The organism is Parabacteroides sp. Y3-G-102 (assembly GCF_023656845.1).
GTDB classification, from domain to species: Bacteria; Bacteroidota; Bacteroidia; order Bacteroidales; family Tannerellaceae; genus Parabacteroides; species Parabacteroides distasonis.
Genome location: NZ_JAMOKU010000016.1, coordinates 84,232 through 108,588 on the forward strand (window position 1 = coordinate 84,232; position 24,357 = coordinate 108,588).

At 44.5% G+C, this 24,357-nt stretch carries 14 protein-coding genes; 8 read left to right on the forward strand and 6 right to left on the reverse strand.

Annotation, left to right across the window (positions count from 1 at the left end; all coding sequences use genetic code 11):
- Positions 1 to 95: 95 nt before the first annotated feature.
- The 5 genes from NBH16_RS10070 to NBH16_RS10090 form a co-directional block, all read right to left on the reverse strand.
- Entirely contained in the window at positions 96 to 893 is a 798-nt protein-coding gene (locus NBH16_RS10070) for a basic secretory family protein (protein WP_154395093.1), read from the reverse strand.
- A gap of 30 nt (positions 894 to 923) precedes the next feature.
- On the reverse strand, positions 924 to 3,260 hold the full coding sequence (locus tag NBH16_RS10075) for a GH92 family glycosyl hydrolase (RefSeq protein WP_195283806.1): 2,337 nt from the start codon (positions 3,258 to 3,260) through the stop codon (positions 924 to 926).
- A gap of 181 nt (positions 3,261 to 3,441) precedes the next feature.
- Positions 3,442 to 5,037, reverse strand: a complete 1,596-nt coding sequence (locus NBH16_RS10080) for a RagB/SusD family nutrient uptake outer membrane protein (protein ID WP_009016818.1) — start codon at positions 5,035 to 5,037, stop codon at positions 3,442 to 3,444.
- 29 nt (positions 5,038 to 5,066) lie between these two features.
- Positions 5,067 to 8,129, reverse strand: coding sequence for a SusC/RagA family TonB-linked outer membrane protein (locus NBH16_RS10085; RefSeq protein ID WP_122369520.1), 3,063 nt, complete (start codon positions 8,127 to 8,129; stop codon positions 5,067 to 5,069).
- A 202-nt stretch (positions 8,130 to 8,331) separates the two neighbouring features.
- Positions 8,332 to 12,372 carry a hybrid sensor histidine kinase/response regulator transcription factor gene (locus NBH16_RS10090; RefSeq protein WP_122380194.1) on the reverse strand — a complete coding sequence of 1,347 codons (4,041 nt, stop codon included), beginning with the start codon at positions 12,370 to 12,372 and terminating at the stop codon, positions 8,332 to 8,334.
- A gap of 217 nt (positions 12,373 to 12,589) precedes the next feature.
- Between NBH16_RS10090 and pflB the strand changes: the two genes are divergently transcribed.
- The 8 genes from pflB to NBH16_RS10130 all read left to right on the forward strand — a co-directional run bounded on the left by pflB (position 12,590) and on the right by NBH16_RS10130 (position 22,881).
- Positions 12,590 to 14,830, forward strand: a complete 2,241-nt coding sequence (gene pflB, locus NBH16_RS10095; RefSeq protein ID WP_008772883.1) for a formate C-acetyltransferase — start codon at positions 12,590 to 12,592, stop codon at positions 14,828 to 14,830.
- Positions 14,831 to 15,565: a pyruvate formate-lyase-activating protein gene (pflA, locus tag NBH16_RS10100; protein ID WP_005867396.1), complete on the forward strand. Its 735-nt coding sequence runs from the start codon at positions 14,831 to 14,833 to the stop codon at positions 15,563 to 15,565.
- A gap of 186 nt (positions 15,566 to 15,751) precedes the next feature.
- Positions 15,752 to 16,342, forward strand: coding sequence for a Crp/Fnr family transcriptional regulator (locus NBH16_RS10105; RefSeq protein ID WP_008777750.1), 591 nt, complete (start codon positions 15,752 to 15,754; stop codon positions 16,340 to 16,342).
- A 107-nt stretch (positions 16,343 to 16,449) separates the two neighbouring features.
- Positions 16,450 to 17,730 (forward strand): phosphopyruvate hydratase, encoded by a 1,281-nt coding sequence (gene eno / locus NBH16_RS10110; RefSeq protein WP_005867398.1) that lies wholly within the window; start codon positions 16,450 to 16,452, stop codon positions 17,728 to 17,730.
- 220 nt (positions 17,731 to 17,950) lie between these two features.
- A complete protein-coding gene (gene ahpC / locus NBH16_RS10115) occupies positions 17,951 to 18,517 on the forward strand; it encodes an alkyl hydroperoxide reductase subunit C (RefSeq protein WP_005867400.1) in 567 nt (188 codons plus the stop codon).
- A 19-nt stretch (positions 18,518 to 18,536) separates the two neighbouring features.
- Positions 18,537 to 20,090 (forward strand): alkyl hydroperoxide reductase subunit F, encoded by a 1,554-nt coding sequence (gene ahpF / locus NBH16_RS10120; RefSeq protein ID WP_122268314.1) that lies wholly within the window; start codon positions 18,537 to 18,539, stop codon positions 20,088 to 20,090.
- An 84-nt stretch (positions 20,091 to 20,174) separates the two neighbouring features.
- Complete coding sequence (locus tag NBH16_RS10125; RefSeq protein ID WP_122268315.1) at positions 20,175 to 20,525, forward strand: DUF8478 family putative metalloprotein; 351 nt, start codon at positions 20,175 to 20,177, stop codon at positions 20,523 to 20,525.
- A 46-nt stretch (positions 20,526 to 20,571) separates the two neighbouring features.
- Positions 20,572 to 22,881: a TonB-dependent receptor gene (locus NBH16_RS10130; RefSeq protein WP_057328265.1), complete on the forward strand. Its 2,310-nt coding sequence runs from the start codon at positions 20,572 to 20,574 to the stop codon at positions 22,879 to 22,881.
- A 151-nt stretch (positions 22,882 to 23,032) separates the two neighbouring features.
- On the opposite strand, the gene NBH16_RS10135 is transcribed toward NBH16_RS10130, so the two are convergent.
- Positions 23,033 to 24,025 carry a sugar phosphate isomerase/epimerase family protein gene (locus NBH16_RS10135; RefSeq protein WP_122268316.1) on the reverse strand — a complete coding sequence of 331 codons (993 nt, stop codon included), beginning with the start codon at positions 24,023 to 24,025 and terminating at the stop codon, positions 23,033 to 23,035.
- Positions 24,026 to 24,357 lie beyond the last annotated feature (332 nt).

The following is a 24,357-nucleotide window of genomic DNA, read 5'->3' on the forward strand; positions in this document are numbered from 1 at the left end:
ATAATGCCTATTGGCGGAAGGTCGGGAGTGATACTATAAAAGAACGGCGGTAACTTGTTGAATGTTACCGCCGTTGGTCGTAGCCTTTGCCGGGGCTACGCTTCATCTCCCATCGTTGCCATATATTCTTTCCATAAGGAGTCTATGTCGTAATCATTGCCGAGCGCATATTTCACGCCACCATCGAACGACCAAGGAATAACCTCTAATGTGCTTCGGTTGAACTTCCGCAGGAAATCCGGGCTCTTGGTTTGCGTAAGCCATGCGAGGAAGAAGCCTGTCGTGCGGTAACCATCCATATAATGGCCGCCTTTGGGACGATCTTCCAAGGTAAAACCGCCGTTCAGGTATCTTACGGCATCCGCCACACCTTCTATCATAGCCCAGAAAGTCTTATTAGTCCCATAGCTGCCTATGCCTTGAGGCTCCAATTGGAAACCATGTGTCAGCTCATGGTATAATACGCCACGGGTCTCGTAATCCACTTTCGCGGTGTCGTTATTGGCAAAACTTTTCTCGATCCATTTCGTGCTGTATACGATACTGATGGAAGGGGGCGCTCCGTCTTTCGCAGATACCCCGTCGTATTCCTTTAATGTATAGTGGATCTCCTCGATGCCCGGGATACTATCTTCCGGAGTGAAATAAAGCGTCTCTACGACCTTGCGGGCGTGCTTGGTAATATAAGCTTCCGGATCAGGGATAACGGCGGCATAGATCGCCGAGCCCTTAGCCTCGGGGGAAAGATTCTCGAAATCAATCTTTCCGATGTAATAATTATCCCAAGGAGTAGGGGTGGCTTCCGCTACGGTAGCCGCCTGTTCCTTTTTGCCGGAGCAAGCGATGCAAGTCCACAGCAGGAAAGCACCGCTGATTAATTGTTTATATCTCATAAGTCTCGTCTGTTTTTAGGTGAAAATAGGCTAATCTGTCAGTGAATAAGGACGATCCTCTCCGTTGAACAATCGCTTTTTGTTCGGGCTGGAAGTCATCTCGAAAGTGAGCGTTCCACCGTTCATGATGTCATCCTGCGTGATGTATCCTTTGGTATAGGGTTTCCCGTTTAGCTTTACCGCTTTTACATAACGGTTCTTGTCGCTGACTTTATCGGCTTTTACCTCGAAAGTCTTACCATTCTCCAAGCGAACCTTCATATAGGGAAGGTAGGGAGCGCCTAATACGTATTGATCCGTACCTGGGCAAACCGGATAGAATCCCATGGCGGAAAGGATATACCAAGCGGACATCTGGCCGCAGTCGTCGTTACCGCAAAGGCCGTCGATATTGTTGCGATACATCTTATTCATGATCTCACGTTGCCAGTATTGGGTTTTCCAAGGCTGGCTGGTCCATGCGTATAAGAAAGGGATGTGATGGCTAGGCTCGTTGCCGTGTACATAGCCGCCTAGTAATCCTTCCTTGGTCACGTCTTCGGTATGGGCGAAGAACTCATCGGGCAGGTGCATATCGAACAAGGAATCCAGTTTTTGCGTAAATGAGCGGTCGCCTCCCATCAGCTTGATCATGCCGTTCACGTCTTGCGGTACATAGAAAGAATAATTCAAGGCATTTCCCTCTATAAACCCTTCGCCGTGCGTACTCAGCAGGCTGAAGTCTTCCTTGAAGTTTCCATTCGTATAACGAGGACGGGCATAGCCGATCGAGGTATCGAATACATTCGCATAATTGGACGCACGTTTTTTATAGGTATCGGCCACGGATCGGTTTCCCGCTAATAAAGCTGTATTATAGATGGTCCAATCATCATAAGCATACTCCAAAGTCAAGGAGCCTGCGCTACCGTTGCGATCTAAAGGAACATAACCTAATTCCATAAACTCTTTGGTTCCCTCATAATACGGAATCGTAGAACTGCTGATCATCGCTTTTAACGCGGCGTCTTTATCAATCGGTAATCCTTTGGCGATAGCATCCGCCAAGACAGAGACGGAATGATAACCGATCATGCACCAGTTCTCGTTTGCCATATGGCTCCAGATCGGCAAGGCATGATGAACGCTTTGCTCGCAATGTTTCAACATGGATTTGGCGATATCCGTGTTGACTTGTCGGTTGATGATATTGAACAGGGGATGTAGGGCACGATACGTATCCCATACGGAGAATACGGTATAGTTCGTGAATCCGTCCGCTTGATGGATATTATGGTCGAGTCCGCGGTATTGACCGTCAACGTCTGTGTATACGCAAGGATTGATCATCGTGTGATACAAGGAGGTGTAAAGCATAGCCAATTGGTCATCGCTTCCTTTCGCGTCGATGACGGAGAGCGCCTTATTCCAAGTATCGGAGGCTTTGGCGGCTAATTGGTTGAAGTCCGCACCGGAAGCCTCGGCACGTAGATTTTTTAAGGCTCCCTCGGTGCTGACTCCGGAAAGGGCGACTTTCACTTCCAACTCATCAGACATTTTCGGATCGAAATCAAAATAAGCGACGATCTTACGTCCTCCGATATCCGGGAAGTTCTCTTTCATATTGAACTTGGCATAACCGCCCCGATAATTAACTTTCGCTTTCTCTTCGCATCCGTAATGCGTGATCGGTTTGGAGAAAGACATGGCGAAATAAGTATAGTTGGTACGTGCCCAACCGTTTGTAATACGATAGCCGGTTACCAGCGTATCGTTCTCTACGCGAATATTGGTCCAAAGAACTTTGCCGTCATAGTTATAGATCCCGTGAATCATATCAAGGATAATGCGTTGGTTCTCACTGTTCGTAGGGTATGTGTATTTGTGGATGCCGGCCCGTTGGGTAGTGGTTAGTTGCGCCTTTACGCCATAATCGGCGAGCATCACCTCATAGTATCCGGGACGGGATATCTCGGTGTCATGCGAGAAGCGGGAACGGTAACCGCCATCGGGATTCGTGGCTGTACCGGGATTTAGCTTCAACGTTCCGGTGGTAGGCATAATCAAGATGTCTCCTAGGTCGGAGTGGCCGGTACCGCTGAAGTGGGTGTGGCTGAAACCTACGATGCTGCTATCCTTATGTTGATAGCCGGCGCAATACTCGTAGGAGCGAGGTTGGTATTTACCGTCTACGTTGTGCGGTATGGTATCCGTATCCGGACTGAGTTGCACGAGTCCGAAGGGTACGCAAGCGCCCGGGAATGTATGTCCCATTCCATTTGTCCCGATGATCGGGTTTACAAGATCAACTACATTAGTCTGTGCGATCGCTACTGTTGAGCTGGCTGCCAGAAAAAGGCAACACATCGATTTCTTGAGATTTATCATGTCGTATCAATTAGTTAGAAAAGGATGAAACATAAAAGGCCACCTTTGATAGTTCCAAGGATAACCTTTGATAGTGACAAAGGTAACCTTTTATATTTTCAGATCAATAAGTATAGTAGTCCTCTATCATTGTCAAGTGCTAATTTGTTAATAATGGATTTCTACTATACTTAGTTGATATTTAGAACAATGAGTTAGCCTCGTTCGGAGATAAGTTTGCGTTAGCATCCAATTGTCTTTGCGGAATAGGGAAGATATTACGCTTTGGTTCGTTGGATGCAGTCTTGTCCCACCAAGAAGTGGTTACGAACTTGTTGAAACGAACCAAGTCTGTACGGCGGATTCCTTCGAAAGCAAACTCTCTACCTTTTTCGGCCAAGAACTCATCCATGGTCAGAGTAGCGGTCGTATATTTCGCTTTCTCCCAATCCTCTGCCTTGAAAGAACGTTGACGAACGCTGTTGATCATATCTACCACTTCTTGCGTTGCTTTGCCCCCGTTCTTACGCATCAAGGCCTCCGCTTTGTTATAGATAACCTCGGAATAACGGAACATCACCCAGTCGTTGTTCATATCGCCGGTAGTACCCGGTTGGATCTCATACTTGATAGAGCGAGCACCGCTGTTTTCTTCGCCCTCGGTCATGGACTTAATGTAGTTTACGAATACCAAATCCTGCCCATTGTACTCCTCTGAACCTTTCAAAGGCTCTGCGGTCGTGTCGTAGTAGTAATTACCGTTTTCATCTACTTTGCGAGGATATTGCTTACCGATCAAGAAACCCTCAATTTTTCTCAAGTCGTTGTCAGCGAATGAGTCATAAAAGGTAGGTTGCGTCACCAAGCCGTTCCAAGGACCGGATTGCAAATCCCAGCCAGTTTGGTGTGCGTAATGCAACCAACGTTGATACCAGCCCATTCCTTTGGCATATACTTCATCATACACGATTGACCAGATAATCTCGGTAGATCGCTTGTCGTTATCCGCACGGAAAGTGTCGTTCCACTTCTTATCCAATGCGAAACCTCCCTTAGCTAATTCATCGCAAGCAGCGATACAATCATCCCAGCGTGCTTGTCCAGTATAAATTTCCGCATTCAAATAGAGACGAGCCAGTAATGCGTAAGCCCCCCATTTGGATACACGTCCGTAGGTCTCTGTTTTACTCTCTGACAAAGAAGGAATACTCTCGTTTAACTCTTTTTCGATCCAAGCGAATAACTCTGCGCGAGATTTGGAGGAAGGATTGATTTCACCGATTTTCTCGCAAATTGGAGCCGTACCGAACATATCCATCACATACCAATAACAGTAAGCGCGATATACACGCATCTCCGATTGTGCTTGTGCTTTAGACATTGGAACTTGGAGTGCTTCAAAATCTATATTCTCTGTATCTGTAAGGAAGTTGTTAGCATATCCGATACCTTCAAATAATTTTTTCCAAGCATCCACTACTTGACCATCCGTAGGAATCCATTGATGGCGGTGTAAGCGAATCCAGTCTCCATTGTCATAGCCGTGGCGACCTTTTTGAGGCCATGCGGCACAGTCGGAAGATAACTCGTTACATGACCAAGGCGATTGGGCTACTTGCATGGTTCCACAGAAGTGCCCCCATGGACGCATCATGGCGGCCATTACCTCGCCTGCATTGTTGTAATAATTTTCAGCGATTACCGAGCTATGTATTTCCTCTGTCAGGTCCGTACAAGAGGTAAATGCGGTAGCTCCCAGCAATAATGAAATTGCGCATATATTTTTTAAAGCTTTCATTGTATTGTCTTAAATCTATTGTTACTTAATTAGAATCCAAAATTAACGCCAAACGTGAAGGTACGGGTGGTGGGATAAGATCCGCGCTTCTCTATACCTGCTTGTAGTCCTGTTACGTTTACGTCAGGGGTTAAACCTGAGTATCCTGTAATAGTCGCAAGATTGGTGACATTACCATAAATACGTAAGTTGCGCACATATTTATTATTTTTGAAGTTGAATGTATAACCTAGTGTCACGTTATCGATCTTCAAGAAGTTCCCTTTCTCTAGATAATAAGAAGAGAACAATGGTTGCTCTGTTACCTTGTTCTTCAAGGCATCCTTATATACGTTTGTGCCAGACTGATCGATATTGACAGTCGTTCCGAAATAAATAGCACCCTCGTTCAATACGTCATAATCAAACATACCGCGCAGGAAGAAGCTGAAGTCAAAGTTCTTATAGGTAAACGTGTTCTGCAAACCAGCCTTGAATTTCGGCAAACCGTTACCGATAAAGGTACGGTCAGCGTCAGACAGACCTTCCTTTCCGTCTATGTCGCGAAGATTCCAAGTTCCGTCCGGGTTGATGCCATCGCATACATAACCGAAGAATGATGCGATCGGCTGTCCTTCTTGTAGGCGGTAAGCCTTGCCCGGGTTGCCCGGAGAGGGCAGGTCATATTGATCCTCGTAAGAAGATTTGTACACGTCGTTAGACAAAGATGTCAATTTATTATTCTCGTATGAGAACGTGAAATTAGCCGTGTAAGAGAAATCCTTAGTCTTTACGACCTCTGCGTTTAATGCTAATTCTATACCTCTATTTCTCATCGTGCCTACGTTGGTGGTGATCGTGTTGTAGATCAAAGATGGCTGTTGGGCATTGTAGCTACTGATCAAGTCGCGAGTCGTACGACTATACCAATCGATCGTACCATTTAGGCGTCCACCTAGCAAGCCGAAGTCGAAACCTACGTTCAAGGATTCATTCTTCTCCCATTTCAAATCTGGATTCGGGTTGATATTCGGACCGTAAGTGGCGGTTAGCCATGAACCGGTGTAAGCGTTCCAAGCTCCAGCGCCTGTACCGTAGGTAGCGAGAGACATATACGGATCGGTAGGCAAACTACCCGTGATACCGAAACCGGCACGGAATTTCAATACGTCGAACACTTCTTGGCTCTCCATGAAGTCCTCACGAGAGATCATCCAGCCTGCGCTGACAGAGGGGAACCAAGCCCATTTGTTGTTCGCTCCGAACTTCGTGGAACCTTCACGGCGGATAGAGGCGCTGGCCATGTATTTACCGTCGTAATTATAGTTGGCGCGGGCGAAGAAGGCGATCAGTTTGCTGGTCTCTTTTTTACTCTTCATCTCGGCCTTACCATCTTTTAGGTAACCGCCGGCTTCTAGGTTATTGGTACCGAATACGTCCGTCAAGAAGTTCTTGTTCTCGGCGCTGAATTGCTCGTATTCAAAATCTTGGTAACTGTATCCCAGCAAACCGGTAATATTGTGTACGCCGTTGATGGAAGTATTGTAGTTTGCTGTCCATTCAGTGGTACGGTTGGTATTCTGATAATATTCTTTTTTGGCGCGTCCGTTTGTACCGTCTTTATGTTGGCTATATTCCTCACGCATACTATAATCGTTAGTTAACGCATCGTTCTTCTCCATAGCGAAGAAAGCGGCGGCTGTCAAACCGGGGATAATCTCATATTGAGCCTTGAAGTTCGCCAATAAATTCTTGAATTCCTTTTTCTTGGTACGCTGGTATATGCGGGCTACCGGGTTGAAATCTTCGTAACCGCTGTAAGTTTCCCAGAAGGAGCCGTCTTCCTTATAAATAGGCATCGTCGGGTTGATACGGATAGCCTGGTATAATATGCCGTAATTAGGGATATCTCCTACCTTATCCACATCATCGGAAACTGCGTCCACTTTCACGAAAGAGTTTGCTAGATTGAAAGAAAGCTGTAGTTTATCATCAAACGCACGGTGGTTCACGGCGATAGAGCCATTGATCGTTTCACGGCTGGTGTTACGGATCATACCATCATTCTTTTTGTAATTTAAAGAAGCGCGATAGTTTGTCTTACCATTACCACCGGTAGCGGTCAAGTTGTGTACATGGGTGAAATTACTCTTATTCAATAAAGCGTCGTAATGGTTATCCCGTCCACCAAAGTCGCGGATATTGGCGTTGTTGGTTTCCTTGCCATAAGCGACGAACTCGTCTCCATTTAAGATTTCCGGCCGTTTATAAACCGCCTCGTGCATGATATATCCTGAGTAATCCACTTGAGTAGTTCCGGCTTGCGGACGTCTCGTGGAGACGATGATCACACCGTTATTACCCCGGGTTCCGTAGATAGCGGCTGCGGAACCGTCTTTCAATACGTCGATCGCCTCGATATCCTCGGGTGCGATAGCGTTCAAAGAAGTCATATTACCCGGCATACCGTCAATAATAACGAGAGGCTCATTGCTACCTTTCAGAGATGAGGCACCACGCATCTGTACTTTTACCTCGCCATTCGGGTCGGTGCTACCACGTGATACAGTCAGACCAGCTACACGTCCTTCCACCAATTGCATCGGGTTCACTACCGGTGCCTTGTTAAAGTCGGATGCTTTCACGCTGGTAACGGATGAGGTGATCTCACCTTTCTTTTGGGAACCGTAACCTACGACTACTACCTCGTCTAGTGTCTCAGAGTCTTCAGCTAAGACTATGTTCAATGTTTTTTGCCCGGTATAACGAACTTCTTGGGATTTGAAGCCGATGAAGGAAAATACCAATGTGCTGTTATCCGGCACATCCAAGGTGAAATTTCCGTCAAAGTCCGAAGCTGTTCCGTTCGTGGTTCCTTTCACAACAATACTAACGCCAATCAGAGGTTCACCCTTTTGGTCTTTTACTACACCTTTAATGGTTGAACTTTGCTGTGCGATCTGATGAATCTCCATGTTTCCCATTTCAGGAACAGTAGAATCTTCGGCCGCATAAGAGGACTGAAACATTAAAGATAAACAAAGTAACAAAGAGGTTCGTCCACCTAATAAAGTCAGGCATTTCCTCGTCTTACCTTCACTCTTTTTTTTCATAAAAACATTAAATTAAAAGTTAATAATGTGCTTCCCGAAGGAAGAATACACACAAGCGGTTTGCTTTGTTATTCGACAGCAATATTAATAGGTCTTAACGAATTGAAGAGTGCTTTGAAATACCGAAGAAGTGTCATGAAATGCATATGGCAGATTATGATACTCTTTTGGTTGATTATGACACTATTTAGGAATCAATGATTTATGCCTCTTTTGTGCGGTATTCTTTAGGAGTCATGTTATATTTACGGGCAAACTCCCTATAGAAGTATGATTTGTTAGAAATCCCTACATTATAAATAATTTCCTGAACGCTCATGTTGGTATTTACGAGTAATTGCGCTGCATAGTTTAACCTATAATCCTTTATAAAATCACTCGGCGTCATGGTAGATATTTTCTTGAAACGGCGATATAAGATGCGGGTGTTTATATTCAGTGCGTCCGCTACCAGCTCGGGACCGAGTCCTTCCTTGCTGACATTTTCTTTGATGATAGCGGTTACGGCGTCAAGGAATTCCTTGTCTTCTTGATGTAATAATTGCCCTTCCGTATATTGATAAGCACTTTCCGGAGAATAGAAATACTCTTTTAATTCTCTTTGATTTGTCATCAATCGGTTCACGACGGATAGGAGAACTGTTGGCGAGAAAGGCTTGGTTAGATAGGCATCCGCTCCTATATTAAGTCCTGCCGCTTGCTCTTGGTCTGATATTTTGGCAGATACGATAATAAGCGGGATATGACGGGTATATCTATTTTCCTTGATAAGAGAGATCAATTCCAATCCGTCGATATTAGGCATCATGATATCGGTGATGATAAGGGAGGGAGTGTATTGCTTGAGGAATTCCAGAGCCTCCTCCGCATTATAAGCTTCCTGAACCTGATATTCGGAAGAGAGGGTTTCCGTGATTAGCCAGACGATGTCTTTATGATCGTCGATAACGAGTATCATCGGTTTATCTTCCGTCTCTTTTTGTGCCGTATGTGAGATTTGCGGCTTTTGTATATCCGTGTTTGGGGAAGGAAGCGATACGGGAATATCTTCGTCTATCGTGTCGTCTGAGCTCTCCTCTACGATGCCAAAAGGTAAGGTAACTGTAAATTCAGCATATTGGCCGACCTCACTCTCTATGTCGATTTTACCACCTAAGGATTGTACGAGGCTGTGGCAGATAAATAAGCCGAGGCCATTCCGTGCCGTATTTTGCCTGTTATCGTCGTTATCCATCGTGCCAAGGATACGATATCGGTCGAAAATATTTTGCATGTCTGCCTCCTCGATTCCTTTGCCGGTGTTGTAAACTTTAAGGACGAGGAAGTTCTCCTCCTCATGTAAGGAGATACGAACCGTGCCCCCGTCTTCCGTATACTTAAATGCGTTGGAAATCAGATTTGCTAGGATCTTCTTGAAATAGACGGAATCCGTATTCCAATAAAGCTCTTTGGGAGCATCGATCTTGAATTGGATTTGGTGTTGCTCGGATAGTGGGTAAAACCATTCGAATTGAGTTCGCAAAAGAGAGGATACGGATACTCTTCGGATGTGCGTATGACTGAATCCAGCGTCTTCCGCTTTCCGGAAATCAAGGATTTCTTGGATAAGCCCGTTCAGTTCCTCTACATTTTCCCGGAGGACTGAAGTGTATTTTTCTAATGTCTTGTCTTTTGAGGTGGCGGCATAGGCTTGGATATAATTCTCCACGCCATTGATCAAGGTAAGCGGGGTGCATAGCTCATGCGTAATGTGGGTAAAGAAATTCAGCTTGGACTCGTATAGCTTCTCTTTTTGCTCCTCCTTGATCTTGTCTGCGATCTGCTTCTGTTTCTTTAGTATTTGGTGATGGATACGATAGGTGGCGATGATGAGCAAAACCGTACCGATAAAAAGATACGTGAAAATGGCTAACGAGCTTAGATAAATAGGAGGTAATACCTTGATAGGTAGAGTGTATTCTTTTGCTGACGAATCAATGACATCGTTGCGATAACGGACTTTCAGCAAATATTCCCCGTACGGTAGGTTCCTGAAAGTTACCTTGTTTGTCTTTTGCAATTTTTCCCAAGAGGAATTATAGTTGACCAACTGATACGAATACTCGTAATTCTCCCCGTTGATGTAATCCGGAGCGACGAACGCAATCGTTAACGATTGCACATCAGCCGGAACCGTTACACCGTTCCGGCTGATGTCCTTATATAATGGAAGGATTTGTTTATCCATTTGCAACTCGAAGAAACTTAATTCGGGTTGATAGGTATGCTCCGGCTCCGTTTGTTTATTTACCCAGACTAATCCGTTGATGCCTCCAAAGAATAAACGCTCGGAGTATGGGCATTTCCAATAAGCGTCATCAGAGAATTCCGTGACGCTAAAGTAAGGCTGATGATAATTATGGAAAAAGTTGTTCCGGGGATTATATTTGGTGAGACCTTTATTGGTACTAAGCCAGATACAGCTATCGTTCCCCTCATGGATACCATGGATCATGTCGTTTACGATCCCGTCGCTTTTATCGAATTGGCGTAAACGCATCTTTCCCCCTCTGAATTTAATCCGGGTGAGACCGGAGCTGGCGCCTGCATAAAACGTGGAATCTTCGGTCTGGCATACGGAAAGCACATCTCCAATGGCCGGGTTTCTTAAATTGTTGGTTTGCAGGAATTCATATCCTTGATTGAAAATATTGAAACGAATGACTCCGTAACCGCCACGGCTCCCGAGGAACAGGGTAGAGTCGTTGTCATATACCATCGATTGGATTTCTTTACAGATGTTCTTTCCGTTTTTTAACGGGAAGGTTTGTACCTTCCCGATTGTAGGTACGGCTTTATCTATATGTAAGGTAACCTTTTGCAATCCGTTACCCGTTGTCGCTAGCCATAATGTGGAATCATCTACCTCGCAAATAGAGTGGACATAGCGTAGAGGGGTGGTGTCTTCTCGTTGCGGTATCGTTTTTATTCGTTTCTCTTTATACGAATAATAGGTCAGTCCCGGGCCTTCCGTGCCAATCCAGATACATGGATGGTACTCGCTTTTTTGGAAGCAATACACACGGTTGCTGGATAGGCCGTCGGCGGTGGTAAAATGCGTGATAGCGCTTTGTGGGATCATCTTTTTGTTATGGTAAGTGTCATACGCTTGTATCCGGACAATACCGTCTCCTTTTGTCCCGAGCCAAAGGGATTGATCATCGTCTGTATATAAAGAACGTATGGGGTTCTGTATATTAATCGGTAAATCCTTGAGTAAGATAGAGCCGAAAAGATCGGGTTTGTCATAAAACATCCGTATACCTTGCCCGTCTGTTCCCAACCAGAGAATCTCCTGCCTTTTATCGTTCATTAGGCAAAAGATACCGATGCCCATATTTATCGTGTTTTCCGGTTGGCTTAGGTCTAGAATATTGCCGTTACGGAAAACGATATACACATTGGATTGGAAGGTGCATATCTTGATGATGTTACCATATTGTTTTGTCATTTCAGGCAGATCGAACAGGAATTCTTTCCCCTTTCCGTCTACATGCTGTCGATATAATTTATTGTCGGTATCTACTATGAAAATATGATTATTCTCGTAAAATGCGGATAAGATCGGTTTATTATGGAATTGGCGTTCTTCCGATAGCAAATTAAAAGTAGTATCGGAGAAATCCGGAGTCAACTTTTTCAGTATGCCCGAGGCTAATAATAAATAAAAATGTCCGTCCGTCCCGGCGAATAAGGTACGTACGGTTTGAGGGCCTACTCCTTCTCTCGGCAGGTCCCGGAACCCATCGCTAGATGGGGTGTAGCAAGAGATTCTGTTTTCCTTACAAATAGCGAGCGTGATGCCGGATGAATCGGAGGCCAATAGATCGCATTCCATGTATCCGGGGAAAGACTCGGTGACTTTCCGTTCTTTTAGTGAGAATTTATTGATACCTAAAGAGGTTGATATCCATAAAAAGCCGGGTTCTGCGTCGGATATTTTGTGAATGATATTACTACAAAGAGAGTTTTTGTTATTTAATTCGAAACGATATACATACGTATCTTTTCCGTTGTATAAGTTAAGTCCGTCGTAAGTCCCGATCCACAAATAGCCATCCGGATCTTGATGCATGCAAATAATGGCATTGTTCGACAAATTAATCATATTTGCCTTATGCAAAGATTTAGACGCGAGTGAGATAGGAGATGCGATTAAAGATAGTATTCCTATAAATAAAACGGTAAACAGGATATTTCTCATGTGTTTGATCCAGATTAACTTTTACGTTCTGTAGGCAAAGATAGTGAATAAAATGGAGACTTCGTGCAAAGCATCGCATTACTATCCCGTTTCTTCTTGTATATTTTTAATACCTATTTATAGGGATTTTAGAGGGGTGTCGCAAATGTTACAGGAACATGAGGATAAAAGTTTTACCTTTGCGGCGGTAAAAATGTGGTATTAGATAAGATTGTTTATGAAATTTGAGAATGAGTGCTGGGATCACTTTAAGGGTGAGACCTGGAAAAGAGAGATCAATGTAAGAGATTTTATCCAGAGTAACTATACGCCTTATGAAGGGGATGATTCCTTTTTAGTCGCTTCTTCCGAGAAGACCCGTAAGGTCTGGAACAAGCTGACCGAGATGTTTAAGGTCGAGAGGGAAAAGGGAGTTTATGACGCCGAGACAAAATTACCTCAAGGGATCGATGTATATGGCCCGGGCTATATTGATAAGGAGAATGAGGTTATCGTTGGGTTACAAACCGATGCTCCGCTGAAACGTGGTATCTTCCCGAAGGGCGGTATCCGTATGGTTGAGAATAGCTTGGAAGCTTATGGTTATCATTTGGACCCGATGACGAAAGAGATCTTCACGAAGTACCGTAAAACTCATAACGAAGGCGTTTTCTCCGCATATACGGAAGAGATGATTGCCGCACGTCGTTCGGCTATTATCACCGGTCTGCCCGACGCGTATGGTAGAGGACGTATTATTGGTGACTATCGTCGTGTCGCTTTATATGGTACGGCAATCTTGATCGAGGAGAAAAAGCGTTTCTTGAATCGTTTGGATATCCAAGAGATCACGGAAGAGATCATCCAGAGCCGTGAGGAGATTTCCGAACAGATCAAGGCTTTGAAAGCGTTCGAGAAAATGTGCGCTAGCTATGGCTTTGATGTGACTCGTCCGGCACAAAACGCTCGTGAGGCAGTTCAGTTTGTGTACTTAGCTTATCTGGCGGCGGTAAAAGACCAAGATGGCGCGGCGATGTCTATCGGACGTACTTCTACGTTTTTGGATATTTATATCGAGAAAGACATCCGTGAGGGTAAGTTGACCGAAGAGGAGGCGCAAGAATTGGTAGACCAGCTGATCATCAAGTTGCGTATCGTTCGTTTCTTACGTACGCCGGAATACAATGATTTGTTCTCCGGTGATCCGGTTTGGGTAACAGAGTCCTTGGGCGGCCAAGGAGTGGATGGCCGTTCTTTGGTAACAAGAACTTCCTATCGTTATCTCCATACATTATATAATCTAGGTCCGGCACCAGAACCCAATTTGACGGTTCTGTGGTTTAAGAACGCTCCCGAGAACTGGAAACGTTTCTGTGCCAAGGTCTCTATCGATACGTCGGCTATCCAATATGAGAACGACGATTTGATGCGTCCGGATTATGGAGATGATTATGGTATCGCTTGTTGCGTTTCTCCTATGAAGATCGGTAAGCAGATGCAGTTCTTCGGAGCCCGTGCGAATTTGGCGAAATGTTTATTATATGCGATCAACGGAGGACGGGATGAGCGCAGCGGCGTACAGGTAGCCCCGATGTTCGAGCCGGTTCGCGGCGAGTATCTGGAATACGATGAGGTGATGGCTAAGTATGAGCAAATGATGCGCTGGTTGGCGAAAGTGTATGTGAACGCCTTGAAGATAATCCATTATATGCATGATAAATACGCATATGAGGCATTCGAGATGTCGCTTCACGATGGGGATGTAGAGCGTATCCGTGCGACAGGTATCGCCGGTCTTTCTATCGTTGCCGATTCGTTGGCTGCTATCCGTGATACGAAAGTACGTGTGATCCGTGACGAGCGTGGCTTGGCGGTTGATTTCGAACGTGAGGGCGAATATGTTCCTTTCGGTAATAACGACGATCGTACGGATAGTATCGCTGTAGAGATCACCGAGAAGTTCATGGAATATTTGCGTCAGCACGAGACCTATCGCCATGCGAAACCTACGCAGTCCATCCTTACGATCACCTCTAATGTGGTATATGGTAAGAAGACTGGTACGACACCGGATGGCCGTATCGGTGGAACTCCTTTCGCTCCGGGCGCGAACCCTATGAACGGTCGTGATACGAAAGGTGCTATCGCTGCGCTAGCTTCGGTAGCGAAGCTTCCATTCCAGCATGCGCACGACGGTATCTCTTATACTTTCGCTGTTTCTCCGGCTACGTTGGGAAAGGAGCGTGAAGTGCAGATCAATAATCTGGTTAGCTTATTGGATGGCTATTTTACTCCGGATGGAGGTCAGCATCTGAATGTTAACGTATTTGATAAGGATTTGTTGATCGACGCTATGGAACATCCCGAGAAATATCCGCAACTTACGATCCGTGTATCCGGATATGCGGTAAACTTCGTGAAACTGACTCGTGAACAACAGTTGGATGTTATTTCAAGAACCATTAACCATTCACTGTAAGTGATAAAAGGTAAGATACATTCATTAGAGAGTTTCGGGACCGTAGATGGTCCCGGAATTCGCTTTGTCGTTTTTATGCAGGGCTGCCCGTTGCGTTGCCTGTATTGCCATAACCCGGATACTTGGAACCCGAAAGGGAAGGTGAAATATCAGATGACTCCCGGCGAGCTATTGACGGAAGTCTTACGGTATAAGAGTTTTATCGCCCGTGGGGGGGTGACTGTTACCGGTGGGGAACCTTTATTGCAACCTGAGTTTCTGAAAGAGTTTTTCCGTTTGTGCCAAGAGCAAGGTCTTCACACAGCTTTGGACACATCTGGTTTCGTATGTACCTCAAAAGCTTGGGAAGTCTTGGATTATGCGGACTTAGTGTTATTGGACATCAAAACCTTAAACCCGGATTTACATCCGTTACTGGCGGGTGTCAAGCAGGATAATACGCTTCTGTTCTTGGATGAATTGGAGAGACGTGGCATAGATACTTGGATTCGCCATGTTATTGTCCCCGGATATACGGATAATGACGAGTGGCTGGAGGCGTTAGCTCGGTATGTCAGTTCATATAAAGTGGTTCGCAAAGTGGAATTATTGCCTTATCATACGATGGGAACCTATAAATATGAGCAATTAGGTCTCGATTATCCGTTAAAGGGGGTGGAACCCTTATCAAAAGAACGTTTAGATAATGCGAAAGCGATATTCTCTCGCTACAAACCAGAAAATAACAAGGCCTGATCTCTCGATCAAGCCTTGCGATTATGCAACAGCTAATCAGGGAAAACAATCTAATCCGATTAGCTTTTAAACGATAGTAATAATTTTTTGCCTAGACTAACCTTGACTATTTAATATGTGTTTGTTTTGTTATATGCAACAAATATCTATTTTTGTAAGGAGATAAAAAATGATATAGATCAGAAAATGATGAATAGTATGAAGACACCACAAGAAATAGCCGAAATGATATCCAAACGTTTTTATCCATTACCCGATGCGGATTTGGATTCTCTGGCCTCGATCATAGAATCAAGTAAGGCTGCGAAAGGAGAATTATTGTTGGATAACGGACAAATATCTAAATATTTATATTATGTGGAATCGGGATTATTACGCCAGTTTTACTATAAGAATAAACGTGATATTACCGAGCATTTCTCCTGTGAGGGAAATATCGTTATTTGTATAGCCAGCACATTCCAAAGAGAACCGACGCGTTTATTAATCGAGGCATTGGAACCGACGGTTTATCACCGGATCTCTTTTTCGGAATTTAGCGATTTATTGAAAACATCTTTAGCTATTAATAGATTGTACCAGAAAATACTGGAGTGGGCTTTGATGCTTTCGCAAGAGAAAGCGGACTCTTGGCGTTTTGAGTCGGCAAGAAAACGTTATCTGCGTTTTCAACAGGAATATCCGGAAGCAGCGAAACGTGCTTCTGTCAATCATATCGCCTCGTATTTATTGATGACACCCGAATCTTTGAGCCGGGTGCGGGCGGGAGTGTTGTAGTCTCTACCTACATTCAGGTATTATTGAGGTGAAAATAGCAATTTGTGGTGATTTCACGGTTCAAGTAATCCATCTATATTTGCGTCAGTTTAAAAAACGTAGAAGCAATGAAAATAGAAAAGATTACAGGACGTGAGATCCTAGATTCAAGAGGTAACCCGACAGTAGAGGTTGATATTTTACTAGAGTCCGGCGTTATGGGCCGTGCGTCTGTGCCTTCCGGTGCGTCCACCGGCGAGAACGAGGCTTTGGAGTTGCGTGATGGCGATAAGAAGCGTTATGGTGGTAAAGGCGTATTGAAAGCGGTTGAGAATATCAATACGATTATCGCTCCGGCATTGAAGGGGATGTCTGCCTTGGATCAGATAGGTATCGATCATGCGATGTTGGCTTTGGACGGTACGAAAACTAAATCGAAACTAGGTGCGAACGCTATCCTTGGCGTTTCTTTAGCTGTAGCGAAAGCTGCCGCAAATTATTTGGATATTCCTTTATATAGATATATTGGTGGAACGAATACCTACGTGATGCCTGTTCCGATGATGAATATAATCAATGGCGGTTCGCATAGCGACGCTCCGATCGCTTTCCAAGAGTTTATGATTCGTCCGGTAGGTGCCGCTTCTTTCAAGGAAGGCTTACGTATGGGCGCTGAGGTATTCCATGCGTTGAAAAAGGTATTGCACGATCGTGGGTTAAGTACCGCTGTTGGTGATGAGGGTGGTTTCGCCCCGAATTTGGAAGGTACGGAAGATGCCTTGAACTCAATTATCGCCGCTATCAAGGCGGCTGGTTATGAACCGGGCAAGGATGTGATGATCGGTATGGATTGCGCTTCTTCTGAGTTTTATAAGGATGGAATCTACGATTACACGAAGTTTGAAGGAGAAAAAGGAGTGAAACGTACTTCCGACGAACAAGTGGATTATCTGGAAAAGCTGATCAACGAATACCCGATCGATTCCATTGAGGATGGTATGAGTGAGAATGATTGGGCTGGTTGGAAGAAACTGACAGATCGTATTGGTAACCATTGCCAATTAGTCGGAGATGATTTGTTCGTGACAAATGTAGAGTTCCTTTCAAGGGGTATTAAAGAAGGTTGCGGTAACTCAATCTTGATCAAGGTAAATCAGATCGGTTCCTTGACGGAGACACTGAACGCTATCGAGATGGCTCACCGTCATGGATACACGACCGTTACTTCACACCGTTCCGGTGAGACGGAAGACGCTACGATCGCCGATATCGCTGTCGCTACCAATAGCGGACAGATCAAGACGGGATCATTAAGTCGTTCGGACCGTATGGCTAAATATAACCAGCTGCTTCGTATCGAGGAGGAATTGGGAGACCGTGCCGTATACGGATACAAAAGAATCAATTAAGTATATAAAGTAAATTATAATCGCTAATTATGTAGTAATCCAAAACCCAAGATATTGAAGGGCTTATCCGTGAGGATAGGCCCTTTTTATTGATTGATAAAGTATTATCTATAACCTCATAAAATATATCGATTAGAAAAATTGTTTTAATGAATAAATATGTTATATTTTTGTATCGGAAATAAAAACAAATAGTATTCATTTAAAAATAGGAACAAGTATGGAACCGATTATTAATTCTCAACTTCCGGAGTTTAAAGTACAAGCTTTTCAAAATGGTAATTTCAAGACTGTAACCAACGAGGACGTCTTGGGTAAGTGGGCTATCTTTTTCTTCTACCCGGCCGATTTTACATTTGTTTGTCCAACAGAGTTGGTCGATATGGCTGAGAAGTATGAGCAGTTTAAATCAATGGGAGTAGAAATTTACTCTGTAAGTACAGACTCTCATTTTGTACATAAAGCTTGGCATGACGCTTCCGAGACTATCCGTAAGATCCAATATCCGATGTTGGCGGATCCCACTGGAGCACTGAGTCGTGCGTTTGGTGTGATGATTGAGGAAGAGGGTATGGCATACCGTGGCACTTTCTTGGTAAATCCGGAAGGAAAGATCAAAGTGGCCGAGATTCATGATAACAATATCGGTCGTGACGCTTCCGAGTTACTTCGTAAAGTTGAAGCCGCTCAGTTTGTCGCTTCACATGATGGTGAGGTTTGTCCCGCTAAATGGAAGAAAGGGGAGGCTACCTTGAAACCTAGCATTGACTTGGTAGGGAAAATCTAAATAATTAAGAGTATAGATCGTGTTAGAATCAATATTAAAAGAACAATTAAAAGGTATATTCGCAGGGTTAAATGCGAATTATACCTTTGATATATCGATCTCTCCTGCGCATGAAAGTAGACAGGAATTGTTGGATTTATTAGGTGATGTTGCCTCTTGTTCGGATAAAATATCTATGCAGGTATCTGATGGGGAGGGATTGGAATTCATTTTATTAAAGGATGGAGCGAGAACGGGGATTAAGTTTCGTGGAGTACCTAATGGACACGAGTTTACTTCCTTGCTGTTGGCGATCTTGAATTCAGATGGGAAAGGCAAGAATTTTCCGGACGAGAGTATTTGTAATCGTGTTAAAGCCTTGAATGGCCCGATACATCTGACGACCTATGTCTCTTTGACTTGTACGAATTGCCCGGATGTGGTACAGGCATTAAACGCTATGACGACTTTAAATCCTCAGATCCATCATGAGATGGTAGATGGGGCTATCAATCAGGCGGAAGTTGATGCCTTGAAGATACAAGGCGTCCCCTCTGTCTTTGCGGATGGAAAACTGATCCATGTAGGACGTGGGGAATTCGGTGAATTGTTATCGAAGCTGGAAGCTCAGTATGGAATCAATGAGAGCCTGACAGAGAAGACGGTAAAACGATATGACGTGGTTGTGGTCGGTGGAGGGCCGGCTGGTGCTTCTTCCGCTATTTATTCCGCACGAAAGGGGCTGAGTGTCGCTGTCGTGGCGGAGCGTATCGGCGGGCAGGTGAAGGAGACGGTAGGAATTGAGAATCTGATTTCAGTTCCGGAGACAACAGGTACCCAGTTGGCTGACAATCTGCGCTTGCATATGCGGCAATATCCGATTGACCTGCTGGAGCATCGTCGTATAGAGAAGGTTACGATAGAAGGAAACGAGAAGGTTTTGTCTACGGCTGGAGGTGAGATATTCAAGGCTCCGGCGGTTATTGTCGCTACGGGCGCTAGCTGGCGTAAATTGAATGTACCGGGTGAGACAGAGTATATAGGACGTGGAGTGGCTTTTTGTCCTCATTGCGACGGTCCGTTTTATAAGGGAAAACATGTCGCCGTAGTTGGCGGTGGAAATTCCGGTATCGAGGCGGCTATTGATTTGGCGGGGATCTGTTCGAAAGTAACCGTTTTGGAGTTTATGGATGAGTTAAAAGCGGATCAAGTCTTGCAAGAGAAAGCGAAGAGTTTGCCGAATGTCGAGATCTTTGTTCGTTCACAAACAACCGAGGTGGTTGGAAATGGCGACAAGGTAACCGGTATCCGTACAAAGGATCGTAAGACAGGGGAAGAGCGTGTTATTCATTTAGACGGTATTTTTGTTCAAATCGGCTTAGCCGCTAATAGTGGTGTCTTTAAGGAGATTGTCGAAACAAATCGTCCCGGTGAGATCGTGATTGACGCACATTGCCGGACGAATGTCCCGGGTATTTATGCAGCGGGCGACGTTTCCACCGTACCCTTTAAGCAAATCATTATTTCTATGGGAGAAGGCGCCAAAGCGGCCCTTTCGGCCTTTGAAGATCGGGTACGTGGTGTACTCGGTTGATGAAATACCTACAAATAGGTAATTTTTGAACAGCGTATCTCTTTTATCGGTTATATTACTATATTTGCGATCGAGAGAAAAGAGATGGATAGATTAAGAAAATATCTGAGGATATTACTCCCTGCGCTGTTCATAGCCTATTTGGGATGTATTATCGCGTTTACCCACGTTCATATTGTCAACGGGGTAACGATCGTCCATTCTCACCCGTATCATAAAACGGACGATGGTCGTCCGGACCATGAACATGGCTACGCCAAGTTTCAGTTGCTTCATCAGTTATCTGTCTTGCAGATAACAGGTGCGGCTTTCGTCGCTATTCTGCTGGCGGCTTTTTATTCCTTTATCCGTAACTTATCTTTCGCTCCGGTCTATCCGGACTATATCGTTCCCTTCCGGGGAAGACGTACGCTTCGGGCTCCTCCCATATTCTGATATTGTGAGATTAATAACATTGTATTACTTATCAGAATAAATTAAAATGAATAAATTTTTCATCTTTATACTATGCCTGTGCTGTGCCCTAACGGTAGCTCAGGCCACGGGAGAGGACCGTCTAAACGACTCAGACGCAAATGTTTTCGGACATGTATTGGATAAGAAAACAGGGGAACATCTTCCCTTTATCAACGTATTGTTAAAAGGTACCACGATCGGTACGACCACCGATAACTCGGGACATTATTTCCTGAAGAATCTGCCGGAAGGTAAATTTACGCTAGAATATAAAGCGCTCGGGTATAAGACTATCTCTAAAGAAGTGACCCTAAAGAAAGGAAAAACCTTAGAGATTAATGTAGAACTGGAAGAAGACCAGATCGCCTTGGATGGCGTGGTGGTATCTGCGAATCGTGCGGAAACTTCCCGCCGGTTGGCTCCCACATTAGTGAATGTATTGGATGCGAAGGTTTTTACTACGACCAATGCGGTGAATTTGGCACAGGGACTAAATTTCCAACCGGGTGTACGGGTAGAGACGAATTGCCAGAATTGCGGTTTCCAGCAAGTCCGGATCAATGGATTAGACGGACCTTATACCCAAATACTGATTGATTCACGTCCCATATTCAGCGCTTTATCCGGCGTATATGGGCTTGAGCAAATACCGGCGAATATGATCGAGCGGGTAGAGGTGATGCGAGGAGGGGGATCGGCACTGTTCGGCTCGTCCGCTATCGCCGGGACAATTAATATCATCACGAAGGAGCCCTTGAGAAATTCCGGGGAATTGTCGCATACGTTAACCTCGATCGGTGGGACATCCGCTTTCGATAATAATACGACCCTAAATGCCTCTTTGGTATCGGAAAATGGGAAAGCGGGCTTATATCTTTTTGGCCAGAACCGTCATCGTTCCGGTTTTGATCAGGATGGAGATGGTTTTACGGAGTTGCCTAAATTGAAGAATCAAACGGTTGGTTTCCGTTCGTACCTGAAAACGAGTACTTATAGTAAATTGACATTCGAGTATCATCATATGAATGAATACCGCAGGGGAGGAAATCTGTTGGATCGTCCGCCTCATGAAGCGGATATCGCCGAACAGTTGGAGCATTCGATTGATGGAGGAGGTCTGAAATTCGATCTTTTCTCCAAGGATTACAAACATAAATGGAGTGTTTTCACTTCTGCCCAGAATACAGACCGGGATAGTTATTACGGGACGAACCAAGATCCGAACGCTTACGGCAAGACTACGGACCTGACGGTTATGGCCGGTACGCAATATGCTTATAGTTTTGATAAATTCTTATTTATGCCATCGGATTTGACTGCCGGTTTGGAGTATAGTTTCGATCATTTGAAAGACGAGATGATCGGGTATAATCGCTTTACGAATCAGAAGGTGCATATCGAGAGCGCATTTTTGCAGAATGAGTGGAAAAATAAGCGATGGAGCTTCTTGATTGGCGGTCGTTTGGATAAACATAATATGATGGATCATGTAATATTCAGCCCTCGTGCGAATATCCGTTTTAACCCGACGGAAGATATCAATATCCGGGCTAGTTATTCCTGTGGTTTCCGTGCCCCGCAAGCGTTCGATGAGGATATGCATATCTCGGCGGTCGGCGGAGAGGTCGCTATGATCCAGCGTGCGAAAGATTTATCCGAGGAGAAATCGCAAAGCTTGAGTGCTTCGGTCGATTTTTACCATCGTTTTAAGAATGGTATCCAGTTGAACTTCTTGGTGGAAGGTTTTTACACCAGCTTAAGTGATGTGTTTGTCTTGGAAGATATCGGGAAAGATGAGCAAGGCAATCTGATTAAGGAACGTCGTAACGGTTCCGGGGCGAAAGTGATGGGATTAACCTTGGAAGGAAAGTCGGTGTTAACTTCATGGCTATCTTTGCAAGCGGGCGCTACTTTCCAGCGAAGCCGTTATAAAGAGGCCGAGAAATGGAGCGATGACGAGAATGTGCCAGCCGAGACAAAGATGTTCCGTACGCCGGATATCTATGGTTATTTTACGGCTACTCTCACGCCTTTCAAACGTTTCACGGCTTCCCTGTCGGGAACTTATACGGGAAGTATGTTGGTGCAGCATTTGGCGGGATATATACCATTGGATAAGGCGGTGGAGACTCCGGATTTCTTTGATATGAATATCAAGCTTGCGTATGAGTTCCCGCTTTACAAAGAGCTGAAACTAGAAGTAAATGGGGGCGTGCAGAATCTGTTCAACGCTTACCAATCCGACTTTGACCAAGGTAAGAACCGGGATTCCTCCTATATCTATGGCCCGGCTAGCCCGAGAAGTTATTTTGCCGGTGTAAAGATGAGCTTTTAATCATGTAATGCCCTTTGAAAAAACATGTACGTGTTTCCGAAAAAAGACGTACGTGTTTTTTTGAAGGCAAAATAAATAAAAAGACAGTGTTCCCAAGCGTATGATCGCCCTACGGAAACACTGTCTTTTTTATGGGATAAATCGGGATGTTTTATTTAACGAACGGAGCGGCTTGCAAATAGGCGGCGCTCTTCTCTACGCCCTCGAACTGGGTACGGCCTTTTTTGTCACCTTCCAGTTCCACGTAGTAGCCGAGGATACCGATCTCGTACGCTTTTTTGAATATATTCGGGAAATTCATCATACCGGAATCACCGATGATCCAACGATCCTTGATGTGCAATAACTTAAAACGATTCGGATAATTCTCCATCCATTCCACGGGATCTTGCTGCCCCATAACGGCCCAATATACATCCAACTCGAACATAACCTTATCCGGATCGGTATTTTTCAGGAATAACTCCTCGATATAAGTACCCTTAGGAGATGCCCACGGATTCGGGTTCTGTTCCGGTTTCTCGCCGGCTTTCAATACCCGTTTGAACTCATTGCTGTGATTATGGTAGCCCCATAGGATTCCCGCTTTCTTCGTGATCTCTCCGGCACGGTTGAAGATCTCCGATACTACTTTGGCGTCATCCTCGTTTTCGATACGGGGTAAACTCGGTTGTACCATACAACTAACACCTAGCTCGGCATGAATATCGGTTGCCTTTTTCCAGAACTCGTCGAATTTGGGCATATTCTCTTTCGTATACTCGCGAACGGAAGGGGTAAGATGTGAGCTACTGATTCTCAAACCGGCATCATCCACCATTTTCTTATAATCCTTGGAGGCGATGAATGTCGTATTTTTAGGATTATAATCACCGAATTTACCTGTGTCTTCCCTATATCCGAAAATCTCCAGATCGGTATATCCCGCTTTTGCCAATCGGTTCAATCCGTTAGGCATATCTTGCAGTAACTCCTGTCCGAGCGAATAGGTTTGCAACCCCATCTTTTTCCCGGCGGTTGCCGAGGATATCGCATCCGTGGCGGGTATGGATCTGGTGGGATTTGAAGCCATTACTTTTTGGCTGGCTATGCCCCCTAAAGTAAGTAATGAAATGTTTCTCAAAAATGTTCTTCTGTCTGTCATGGTGATAAAGAATTAAAATTAAACATCTGTTTCTCGCAAATATAGTTAACCTTTTTGAAGTTTATTAAGAAAATGTCTCTCAAAAACTTGCGATTGGGTTTAAATAGATTTAAAATTTGACATAACTCAATTTTACGAACTTACTCCATACATCCAATTACCTGAATAAGGGGATTGTTTGGTATACCTCCGTGGATTTTTAATGTGATCCTTAATTCCGCAACACTATTATAAAATATTTTTTTTAAGTACCTGAGCAACAAAAAGTTGCTCAGGATTTTGCCATGTCAGAGGATTCACTTAACTTAGTGTTGCAAAAAAATAATCAAACA

Excerpts from the sequence above, each read along its gene's own strand:
- NBH16_RS10135 (WP_122268316.1), bottom strand. The coding sequence starts at position 24,025 with ATGACAGACAGAAGAACATTTTTGAGAAACATTTCATTACTTACTTTA.
- pflB (WP_008772883.1), top strand. The coding sequence starts at position 12,590 with ATGAAATTTGAGAATGAGTGCTGGGATCACTTTAAGGGTGAGACCTGG.
- NBH16_RS10125 (WP_122268315.1), top strand. The coding sequence starts at position 20,175 with ATGGATAGATTAAGAAAATATCTGAGGATATTACTCCCTGCGCTGTTC.
- NBH16_RS10080 (WP_009016818.1), bottom strand. The coding sequence starts at position 5,037 with ATGAAAGCTTTAAAAAATATATGCGCAATTTCATTATTGCTGGGAGCT.
- NBH16_RS10130 (WP_057328265.1), top strand. The coding sequence starts at position 20,572 with ATGAATAAATTTTTCATCTTTATACTATGCCTGTGCTGTGCCCTAACG.
- ahpC (WP_005867400.1), top strand. The coding sequence starts at position 17,951 with ATGGAACCGATTATTAATTCTCAACTTCCGGAGTTTAAAGTACAAGCT.
- NBH16_RS10085 (WP_122369520.1), bottom strand. The coding sequence starts at position 8,129 with ATGAAAAAAAAGAGTGAAGGTAAGACGAGGAAATGCCTGACTTTATTA.
- NBH16_RS10070 (WP_154395093.1), bottom strand. The coding sequence starts at position 893 with ATGAGATATAAACAATTAATCAGCGGTGCTTTCCTGCTGTGGACTTGC.
- NBH16_RS10105 (WP_008777750.1), top strand. The coding sequence starts at position 15,752 with ATGATGAATAGTATGAAGACACCACAAGAAATAGCCGAAATGATATCC.
- NBH16_RS10075 (WP_195283806.1), bottom strand. The coding sequence starts at position 3,260 with ATGATAAATCTCAAGAAATCGATGTGTTGCCTTTTTCTGGCAGCCAGC.
- NBH16_RS10090 (WP_122380194.1), bottom strand. The coding sequence starts at position 12,372 with ATGAGAAATATCCTGTTTACCGTTTTATTTATAGGAATACTATCTTTA.
- eno (WP_005867398.1), top strand. The coding sequence starts at position 16,450 with ATGAAAATAGAAAAGATTACAGGACGTGAGATCCTAGATTCAAGAGGT.